Annotated in this window: 5 protein-coding genes; all 5 read left to right on the plus strand. The window is 66.7% G+C overall.

What is annotated here, in order from left to right; translation table 11 throughout:
* Positions 1-367 (plus strand): hypothetical protein (locus VFS34_11165; GenBank protein HET9795013.1); only part of this gene is annotated, 367 nt, incomplete at its 5' end.
* A complete protein-coding gene (locus VFS34_11170) occupies positions 364-657 on the plus strand; it encodes a YbaB/EbfC family nucleoid-associated protein (GenBank protein HET9795014.1) in 294 nt (97 codons plus the stop codon). The genes VFS34_11165 and VFS34_11170, both read left to right, overlap by 4 nt.
* 93 nt (positions 658-750) lie before the next feature.
* On the plus strand, positions 751-1,347 hold the full coding sequence (gene recR, locus VFS34_11175; GenBank protein ID HET9795015.1) for a recombination mediator RecR: 597 nt from the start codon (positions 751-753) through the stop codon (positions 1,345-1,347).
* A 222-nt stretch (positions 1,348-1,569) separates the two neighbouring features.
* Complete coding sequence (locus VFS34_11180; protein HET9795016.1) at positions 1,570-2,070, plus strand: roadblock/LC7 domain-containing protein; 501 nt, start codon at positions 1,570-1,572, stop codon at positions 2,068-2,070.
* 11 nt (positions 2,071-2,081) lie between these two features.
* Positions 2,082-2,666: a GTPase domain-containing protein gene (locus VFS34_11185; GenBank protein ID HET9795017.1), complete on the plus strand. Its 585-nt coding sequence runs from the start codon at positions 2,082-2,084 to the stop codon at positions 2,664-2,666.
* Positions 2,667-2,789 lie beyond the last annotated feature (123 nt).

Genomic DNA, 2,789 nt, shown 5'->3' on the forward strand with positions numbered 1-2,789 from the left:
GGTGCTTTCGCGCCGCGTGACGATCGGGACGTACCTGACGCTCGCGACCCGCATCGTCGAGAAGGGTCCGGATCTCGTCGTCGAATTCCCGATCGACAAGGCGTCGGCCCGCGACGCGCTCCAGAAGCCGGATCCGCTGAAGCTCCTGACCGAGGTGGCCGCCGCGGCGTTCGGACGCCCGCTGACGGTCCGCCTCACGACCGGCCCCCCGGTCAACGGCGATCTGGCGGCGGCCGCCCGGGAAGTCCCGCCCCAGGTCCTCGCCCGCGAACGCGCGGCGACGCGCGCCCAGGACGATCCGATGGTGCAGAAGGCGATGGCTCTCTTCCGGGGCGAGGTCGTCGACGTGAAAGAGGAAAAGCGATGAACATCCGCCAGATGATGAAACAGGCGCAGGCGATGCAGGACAAGGTCCAGGCCGAGCTCGCCGCGATGAAGGTCGAAGGGACCGCCGGGGGCGGCGTCGTGACGATCGAGATGTCCGGCACGAAGGAGGTCGTCGCGTGCCGCATCTCTCCGGACGCCGTGGACCCTTCCGACGTGGAGATGCTGCAGGACCTGATCGTCGCCGCCGCCCGCGACGCCGGGCGCAAGGTGGACGAGGAAGTGCAGAAGAAGACGTCGAAGATGCTGGGAGGAATGGTTCCTGGGTTCTGACGCGAACCTCGGCGCCGGGTTGAAGCGGCGGAGCCGCTTAACCCGGCGCATGCCGAGCCGCCTGAGCCGGCGTGGGCCGAAGAAGACTTCCTGATGGCGTTGCTTCCCAAGAGCTTCGAACGACTCGCCGCCGCCTTCGAGCGCCTTCCCGGCATCGGCGCGAAGGGAGCCGCCCGGATCGCGTATCACCTGCTCCGCGCGCCGAAGGAGGAAGCGGCGGCGCTCGCCGAAGCCGTCGTCTCCGCGCGCGAGCTCGTGCGGCGCTGCTCGACCTGCAACATGCTCACCGAAGAGGATCCGTGCGTGGTCTGCTCCGATCCGGCGCGCGACGGCTCGATCCTCTGCGTCGTCGAGGACGCGGCCGACGTTCCCGTGATCGAGCGCACCCGGGAGTTCCGCGGCCGGTATCACGTGCTCGGCGGGGCGCTCTCTCCGCTTCGGGGCGTGGGGCCCGAGGACATCGACATCCGGGGACTCCTCGAACGCGTGGACGGCGGCGTGCGGGAGGTCGTCGTCGCGACCGACCCCAACGTCGAAGGAGAGGCGACGGCGCTCTATCTCGCGAGACTGCTCAAGCCCCACGACGTGGCGGTCACCCGGATCGCGTTCGGCCTGCCGGTGGGCGGAGACCTCGAATACGCGGACGAGGTGACGATGGCCCGGTCGCTCATGAACCGAAGAGAGATCTAGGCGCGCCGATGCATCGAGCCGCCGGGCGCGTGCGGGCCGCCGCCGCCCTCCGACGTACGCTTCCGGTACGCCTGCGGGCGCGGCGACCCACCCGCATCCCGGCGGGCTCGCGCCTCGACGCGCCTCAGGACCGCGCTACCCCGAAAGCCCCGTCGGTGCGCCCGCCCCTCGCGTGGCCGTGATATAACGCCCCGAACGGACTAACGAAAGGCTGAGCTTTCCATGGCGTCTCCCGACCTCATCATGTATGACGAGGAATTCCAGCTGATCAAGGAGATCATTTCGCGTCTCCGCGTGGATGCCAACGCGAAAATCGTTTTCCTCGTCGACAAGAACGGCCAGCAGATCGCCGCCAACGGCGATCTCGAATCGGTCGACACGACCTCCCTCGCGTCGCTCACCGCCGGGAACGTGGCGGCGACCGACGGCCTCGCGCGACTCATCGGAGAGAAGGAGTTCTCGATCCTCTTCCACGAAGGGGAGAAGGACAACATCCACATCTCGATCGTCGGGCAGCGGGTCATCCTGGTCGTGATCTTCGACGATCGCTCGTCGCTCGGGCTCGTGCGCCTGCGGGTCCGGAAGGCGTCGATGGAGCTCGAAAAGGTCTTCCAGGACCTCCTCAAGAAGGTGGAGCTGGAGAAATCGAACCTCGCGAGCGGCTTCGAATCGCCGTTTGCGGAAATCACGGACGAAGACATCGACAACCTGTTTTCCGAGTAGATCCCTCACCGATGACCTTCATCAACTACGCCGCTCGGGAGATCAACTGCAAGATCGTCTTCTACGGGCCCGGACTCGGCGGGAAAACGACGAACCTCCAGTACATCTACGACCGGACGAACTCGAACTCGAAGGGAAAGCTCATCTCGCTCGCGACCGAGACCGACCGGACGCTGTTCTTCGATTTCCTTCCGCTCGATCTCGGGACCGTCCGGGGCTTCCGGACCCGGTTCCACCTCTACACGGTGCCCGGCCAGGTCTTCTACGACGCAAGCCGAAAGCTGATCCTGAAGGGGGTCGACGGCGTCGTCTTCGTCGCGGACTCCCAGCGGGCGCGCGCGGAGTCGAACGTCGAATCGCTCCAGAACCTCGACAAGAACCTGAAGGAGCACGGCTACGACCTCGCGACGATTCCCTACGTGCTCCAGTTCAACAAGCGGGACCTTCCCACCGCGATGCCCGCCGACGAGATGTACCAGCAGCTGAACGTCAAGGGAGAGCCGACGTTCGAGGCGGTCGCGCCGCAGGGCGTGGGCGTGTTCGAGACGTTGAAGGCGGTGGCGAAGCTGGTTCTGCTCGAGCTCAAGAAAAAATAGGACGAGGCGCGGGATACGCGCCGTTATACGAACGCGCAGGGCGCGACCGGGGGCTCGACGTACGCTCCCGGTACGCCTCGCCCCCGGCCGCGCCCCTTGCGTCCGTCTTCCGGCACGTCTCCC

Source organism: Thermoanaerobaculia bacterium, assembly GCA_035717485.1.
Taxonomy (GTDB): Bacteria; Acidobacteriota; Thermoanaerobaculia; order UBA5066; family DATFVB01; genus DATFVB01.

What these genes read in the sequence shown, in the direction of transcription:
- recR (HET9795015.1), top strand. Translation starts at nt 751, where the DNA reads ATGGCGTTGCTTCCCAAGAGCTTCGAACGACTCGCCGCCGCCTTCGAG.
- VFS34_11185 (HET9795017.1), top strand. Translation starts at nt 2,082, where the DNA reads ATGACCTTCATCAACTACGCCGCTCGGGAGATCAACTGCAAGATCGTC.
- VFS34_11170 (HET9795014.1), top strand. Translation starts at nt 364, where the DNA reads ATGAACATCCGCCAGATGATGAAACAGGCGCAGGCGATGCAGGACAAG.
- VFS34_11180 (HET9795016.1), top strand. Translation starts at nt 1,570, where the DNA reads ATGGCGTCTCCCGACCTCATCATGTATGACGAGGAATTCCAGCTGATC.